Consider the following 6,172-nt stretch of genomic DNA (forward strand, 5'->3'; position numbering starts at 1 on the left):
AACGAATCCCGCCCGCCGACCGGCACGTCGCGAACCACGTCGCGAACCACATCGCGAAAACTCCCGGGAACGTTGCTTGATACAGCACTAGGCAGCCGCCTCCGCAGCCCCCTGCGTCGGCCCGGCGTCAGGGCCGGCCCCAGCTGCCGCCTCCCCCTCCGGCACCGGCGCGACGCCCCACTTCAACCCCACCAGCGCGATGAGCGCTGCCACCGCCATGATCCCGGCCATGATGTAGAAGATCGTCTGCGTCGACTGCGCGAACGCCACCTGGTAGAAGTGCGGGATCTTCGACAGGTCCGGCGCGCCGTTGCCCGAGGTGCCGCCGGAGGAGCCGCTGTTCTGCATCTGCGCCAGGCTCGCCGCCTCCTTGTCCGCCAGGGCGCGCGGGACGTGCTGGGCGACCAGCTGGTTGGCGACGTTGCCGCGCATCCGCGACACCAGGGTCGTGCCCAGTACCGCCAGGCCCAGGCTGGCCGCGTAGTTGCGGATGGTCTGGGTGATGCCGGTGGCCTCGCCGTAGGAGAAGCGGCCGGCCTGGTTGACCGCGTCGGTGCTGGCCGGGGAGAGCATCAGGCCCATGCCGGCGCCGGCCAGGACGATGAACCACTGCTGCTTGCCGAAGTCGAGCGTGGTGACCTTCTGCGCCCACAGGAAGAAGCCCACGGCCGCCAATACGCAGCCCATCGTGACCGGGCGCTTGGCGCCGATCCGGTCCAGCATGCGGCCGCCGATCTGGGTGGCGACGGCGAAGCCGATGAAGAAGTAGAGCAGGAAGACGCCGGCGTCCTTGGCCTGCTTGCCGAGGGAGATCTGCGCGTACTCACTGGAGAACAGGAACAGCGGGACGAACACCAGCATCGCCACGCCCAGGACCATGTTCTCGACCAGGAAGGTGCGGTTGCGGAAGATGGCCATGTCGATCAGCGGCGAGTCGGTGACGCGCTGGACCCGGTAGAACACGATCAGCAGTACCACGCCGGCCGCGATGCACAGGCCGATCGCCGGGTTGCCCCAGCCCCACAGCGGGGCCTGCTGGAAGCCGAAGACGCCGAGCACGATGCCTCCGGTGATCAGCGCCAGACCCCGGTAGTCCATCTTGGCCGGGCGGAAGTCGGTGACCGGCTTGGACAGCGCGATCAGCAGCACCGCGACCGCCGCGACCGGGAGGTTGACCCAGAAGATCGCGCGCCAGGTCCACTGCGTCAGGAAGCCGCCCATGATCGGGCCGATCGCGGTCAGCGCACCGGAGATGCCGAAGAACGTGGCCAGCGCCTTGCCGCGCTCGCGCACTTCATACGTCTGCACCACGATGGCCAGCGCGGCCGGGAACATGATCGCGCCGCCCAGCCCCTGCAGCGCGCGGAAGGTGATGAGCCAGGCCTCGGCCAGCGAGCCCGCGGGCGTGGCCCCGCACAGCGCCGAGGCGCCGGCGAAGATGATGACGCCGACCGTCACCATCTTGCGGTGGCCCAGCGTGTCGGCCAGCCGGCCGCCGAAGGCGAACAGCGAGGCCAGCGCCAGCAGATAGGCGTTGACCGCCCACTGCACGCCGGTCGCCGACAGCCCCAGCTTGGTCTGGATCTCCGGCACCGCGATGGAGACGATGGTCTGGTCGATGAAGGTCATCGCGACCGCGAAGATCATCGCGGCCAGGACCAGATTCTTCGATCTGCCGTGCACCGGCGCAGCTTGGGACATGATCCCTCTCCCCTGTGAACAACCCACTGATGACGAAACCGAGCGGTGAAGAACGCCGATCTCCCGCGCGGAAAGCCGGAACGCGCGGAAACGCCCCCGACTGAAAGTCCCCGTCAGCAGGCAGCCGAGCGCCATCATGGTGCATACCCGCCGGTCACGCCAAGCCTTTGGACGGCTTCTGAGACGCGCGGCGGAGCAGTGGTTCACATCCGGGCCGGAGCAGAGCCCTTAGGCCGAGCCCTTAGACCAAGCCCCTAGGTCAGACCTCATCCGGGCAGCGACCCGCCCGACCTCACCCCGCCTGCCAGAGTTCGATCAGCTCGGAGGTCGCCGGGGTCCGCGCGGTGACCGACCGCTCCTGCTCGTCGAAATCCAGCTGGACCGGCGCCAGGGCCGGGACCTGGCCGCTGTAGTGGGCGTCGCGCTCCGGCAGCGCCTCGTACTGCCCCGGCCGCCACCAGTACAGGCGCGGGCTGATCGCCTTGGCGCCCTTCTCGTAGAGGTTCGCCGCGACGCTCCCCAGGCCGTCGATGGCGGCGATGACATGCGTCTCCGGGCTGACGACGTGGATCAGGACGTACTCGGGCAGCGGGAACGCCACCAGCGCGCCGAAGCGGGCGGTCGCCGGGTCCGCGTAGCGCCGCAGGGCGTGGATGTGGGAGCTGACATAGCGGTGCTCACCGCCGACGACGGTGAACTTCACGCCGCCGAACTCCTCCTGCGAGCTGTAGTGCCGCTCGCCGAGGGACAGCTCGACGGCCTGCCCGAAGAACGCCTCCGGCGCCGCGCCGTCGAGCTCGGACCGGTTCACCAGCGAGGCCGACTCGGCGGAGTCCAGAGCGACGATCTCGGTCAGCCCGGGCGCGAGCCGGCGCGCGAGCAGGACCTCCTCGACCGGCGGCATACCGGCCTGGCGCGCCTGTGCGAGCATCTCGTCGAGGTTCTCGTCCGAGTAGAGGCGCAGGCGCAGGTACTGGGTGTCGATGGTCAAGGTTCTCTCCCGTCGGTCGAGCGTCCGACCCTACCGGGGTGGGTTGGTGCTGCGAGGGCGTCCCGCCGAGACCGCAGGAATGTCCGTTCGCTGGCGTTGCCGGCGCGCGCCTCGGCCAGGTCGTATTCGGCGCTGGCTTCGTCGCGCCGGCCGGCGCGGCGCAGCAGGTCAGCGCGTACCGCGTGGTAGGGCCCGTATTCGGCCAGCGGCGCGGCCAGGCCGTCGACAATCTCCAATGCGGCAGCGGCGCCGGATACTTCCGCGAGTGCGACAGCGCGGTTCAGAGCGATGACCGGTGTCGGCTCGGCGGCCAGCAGCTGATCGTAGAGGGCGAGGATCTGGCTCCAGTCCGTGTCCTCGGCGCGGGGGGCGTCGCTGTGCACGGCGTTGATCGCGGCCTGGATCTGGTAGGGCCCCGGCCGGCCGCGGCGCAGGCAGGCGCGGACCAGGGCCTGGCCTTCGGCGATCAGGGTTCGGTCCCAACGGTCGCGGTCCTGGTCGGCGAGCAGGACGAGGTCGCCTGCGGCGTCGGTGCGGGCCGGGCGGCGGGCTTCGGTGAGCAGGAGCAGGGCCAGCAGGCCGGCGGCCTCGGGTTCGTCCGGCATCAGCTCGGTGAGCAGCCGGGCCAGCCGGATCGCCTCGGCGCACAGGTCGGCGCGGACCAGTTCCTCGCCGGAGGTGGCCGAGTGGCCCTCGGTGAAGACCAGGTAGACGACGGCCAGGACGGCGCGGAGCCGGTCGGGCAGTTCGGCCTCGGACGGGATCCGGTACGGGATGTGCGCGGCGCGGATCTTGCCCTTGGCGCGGACCAGGCGCTGGGACATGGTCTGCTCGCTGACCAGGAACGCGCGGGCGATCTCGGCGGTGGTCAGGCCGCCGAGCAGGCGCAGGGTGAGGGCCACCCGGGCGGCCGGGGCCAGGGCCGGGTGGCAGCAGGTGAAGATCAGGCGCAGGCGGTCGTCGCGCACCGGGTCCTCCGGTTCGGGATCGCTGGCGGCGTGCAGGAGCACGGCCTGGGCGTGGTGGTCGTCGCGCCGGGCCTCGCGGCGCAGCCGGTCGATCGCGCGGTTGCGGGCGGTGGTGATGATCCAGCCGGCCGGAGACGGCGGCAAGCCGTCCCGCGGCCAGCGCTGGAGCGCGGTGGTGAACGCTTCCTGCACCGCTTCCTCGGCCAGGTCGATGTCGCCGAACGCGCGGACCAGGACGGCCACCGCCCGGCCGTACTCGGCGCGGAAGACGGCCTCGACGTCGGCGCCCTCGGTCATCTCAGTCCTCGCTGGCCATGTCAGTCCTCGCCGGCTATCTCAGTCCTCGCCGGCCATCTCAGTCCTCACCATCGGTATCAGTCCCAGCCCAGGAACGGCCGGACCTCGACCGGCAACCCGGTCGCGCGCATCAACTTCGCGCCCCACCCGAGCGCCGCGTCCAGGTCAAGGGCATCGACGATCTTGATCCCGCCCAGATGCTCCTTGCTGTCGACGAACGGCCCGTCGGTGATCAGCACGTCGCCCCCGCCGGGCCGCAGCACGGTCGCCGTGCTCGCCGGATGCAGCCCGCCGTCGAACACCCACCCGCCGGCCGCCTTGAGTTCGTCGTTGAGCGCGTCGAGGTCGCGGTGGATATCGGCGAGCCGGTCCTCGGACGGCATCGGACCGTCGGGCTGATAGATGGAGAGCAGATAGCGGGGCATGTCCTTCTCCTCAAGCCTCGTAGGTCGCGATGATCACACCGGTTCCGGTGGTCACGGTGTCGGTGAGTCGCAGCTTGGTGAGCTCGGCGCCCTCGAACAACCGGAGCCCGGTGCCGAGCACGAGCGGGTGGATCAGCAGCACGTAGCGGTCGACCAGGCCGGCGGCGGCGAGCGTGCGGACGAGCTGCCCGCTGCCGATGACGGAGACGTCGCCCTCGGTGGCGTCGCGCAGCGCGGCGACCGCCTCGGATACCTCACCATCGCGGCCGCTCAGCAGCGTCGAGTTCTCCCACGGCAGCGGCTCGGTCAACGTCTCCGACACCACGTACTTCCGCACCTTGTTCAGCCGCGCGGTGAACGGGTTGCCGTCAGTCTGCTTCGGCCAGAACGCGAACAGGTCCTCGTACGTGAACCGCCCGAGCAGCATCACGCCCTGACCCGCCATGCGCTTGGCCATCTCGGCGCCCATGATCTCGTCAGGGTAGTCGGTGCCCCAGCCGCCGTAAGTGAAGCCGCCCCTCGAGTCCTCGTCGGCCCGGCCCGGCGCCTGCATCACGCCGTCCAGGGTCAGGCTCTCGGTCACCACGATCTTGCCCATGACCTGCTCCTTCATCGTCCGTGTGGATCCTTCTCACCCTCTACACGAACGGGAGAGGCCGAAACAGACAGCCCCGCCGGACGAGTGACGACGAACGGCCACAACTGTGCCGACTAGGCTGGCGCCATGATCCGCGCCGCCGCCCCCGCCGACGTCCCGACCATCCTCGCCCTGGTCGCCGCCCTCGCCGAGTACGAACGCGAGCCGCAAGCCGCCCGGGCCACCGAAGAGCAGCTGCACGCCGCCCTGTTCGCCGAGCACCCGGCCGTCTTCGCGCTGATCGCCGAGGACGACGCCGGCACCCCGGTCGGCTTCGCGCTCTACTTCCTCAACTTCTCAACGTGGAACGGCACCCACGGCATCTATCTGGAGGACCTGTTCGTCCGCCCCGAAGCCCGTGGCGGCGGCCACGGCAGCGCGCTGCTGCGCGAGCTGGCGCGCATCGCCGTCGAGCACGGCTACAGCCGGGTGGAGTGGAGCGTGCTGAAGTGGAACGAGCCGTCGATCGGCTTCTACAAGGCGCTCGGCGCGGTGCCGCTGGACGAGTGGACGATGATGCGGCTGACCGGCGAGGCACTTCAGGCGTTCGGGAGCGGAGCAGGCGGCTAGCAGCTGACGAACGGCTAGTTCCGCAGGTCCTTGGCCAGGACCGCGCACATCGTCTCGTAGCGGCGGATCGTCCCGTCCAGCTTCTCCTCGTCCCACCCGTCGAGGACGTTGTCGAAAACCACATAGCCGAGCCGCTCGTACAAGGCTTGGGCCCGCGGATTGTCGTGTTCGACGCAGAGTTCGGCGCGGGTCAGGCCGCGATGGCGGATCCGCTGCTCGGCCTCCTCGATCAGCGCCGTGCCGAAGCCGCGGGACTGGAGCGCGGGCATGGTCGCGAGTTGATGGATCGTGCCGGAACCCACGGCCTGCTCATAGTCGATGCCGCCGATCGCCACCGGAGCGTCGGTCTTGGCGACGCAGACTGCCAGGTACTCCGCCACTCCGGCCGCCACGCGCTCCAGTTCCTTCGCGACGGTACGCAGGTGCAGGGAAGTCCCGGCCCAGGCGCAATACGGCAGGTCCGCATGAGTCAGATCCCGGACCTGGATGGGGATGACCACCTGGCCAGTCATACGGCTAGTTCAGCACACGCCACGCGGCACCGCGCCCGAATTACATCGGCCCTCATGCCATGCCGCTACAC

7 protein-coding genes are annotated in these 6,172 nt (G+C 70.0%); 1 reads left to right on the plus strand and 6 read right to left on the minus strand.

Annotation, left to right across the window (positions count from 1 at the left end; genetic code table 11):
• Nucleotides 1-87: 87 nt before the first annotated feature.
• From KGQ19_RS46795 to KGQ19_RS46815, 5 genes are all read right to left on the minus strand, one after another.
• On the minus strand, nt 88-1,701 hold the full coding sequence (locus tag KGQ19_RS46795; protein WP_230420509.1) for an MFS transporter: 1,614 nt from the start codon (nt 1,699-1,701) through the stop codon (nt 88-90).
• Nucleotides 1,702-1,993: 292 nt separating this feature from the next.
• Complete coding sequence (locus tag KGQ19_RS46800) at nt 1,994-2,692, minus strand: hypothetical protein (protein ID WP_212021799.1); 699 nt, start codon at nt 2,690-2,692, stop codon at nt 1,994-1,996.
• Entirely contained in the window at nt 2,689-3,957 is a 1,269-nt protein-coding gene (locus tag KGQ19_RS46805) for an RNA polymerase sigma factor (protein WP_212021801.1), read from the minus strand. The genes KGQ19_RS46800 and KGQ19_RS46805 overlap by 4 nt, the downstream gene beginning before the upstream one ends.
• A 77-nt stretch (nt 3,958-4,034) precedes the next feature.
• A complete protein-coding gene (locus KGQ19_RS46810; protein ID WP_212021803.1) occupies nt 4,035-4,382 on the minus strand; it encodes a YciI family protein in 348 nt (115 codons plus the stop codon).
• 10 nt (nt 4,383-4,392) lie between these two features.
• The gene (locus tag KGQ19_RS46815) at nt 4,393-4,980 is read right to left on the minus strand and encodes a dihydrofolate reductase family protein (RefSeq protein ID WP_368862258.1); all 588 of its coding nucleotides are present in this window, start codon (nt 4,978-4,980) and stop codon (nt 4,393-4,395) included.
• Between the two features lie 126 nt (nt 4,981-5,106).
• On the opposite strand from KGQ19_RS46815, the gene KGQ19_RS46820 reads away from it, so the two are divergent.
• Nucleotides 5,107-5,589, plus strand: coding sequence for a GNAT family N-acetyltransferase (locus KGQ19_RS46820; protein WP_212021806.1), 483 nt, complete (start codon nt 5,107-5,109; stop codon nt 5,587-5,589).
• Between the two features lie 14 nt (nt 5,590-5,603).
• Here the strand turns inward: KGQ19_RS46820 and KGQ19_RS46825 are convergent, their stop codons facing one another.
• Complete coding sequence (locus tag KGQ19_RS46825) at nt 5,604-6,101, minus strand: GNAT family N-acetyltransferase (RefSeq protein WP_212021808.1); 498 nt, start codon at nt 6,099-6,101, stop codon at nt 5,604-5,606.
• Nucleotides 6,102-6,172 lie beyond the last annotated feature (71 nt).

The organism is Catenulispora pinistramenti (genome assembly GCF_018274385.1).
GTDB classification, from domain to species: domain Bacteria; phylum Actinomycetota; class Actinomycetes; order Streptomycetales; family Catenulisporaceae; genus Catenulispora; species Catenulispora pinistramenti.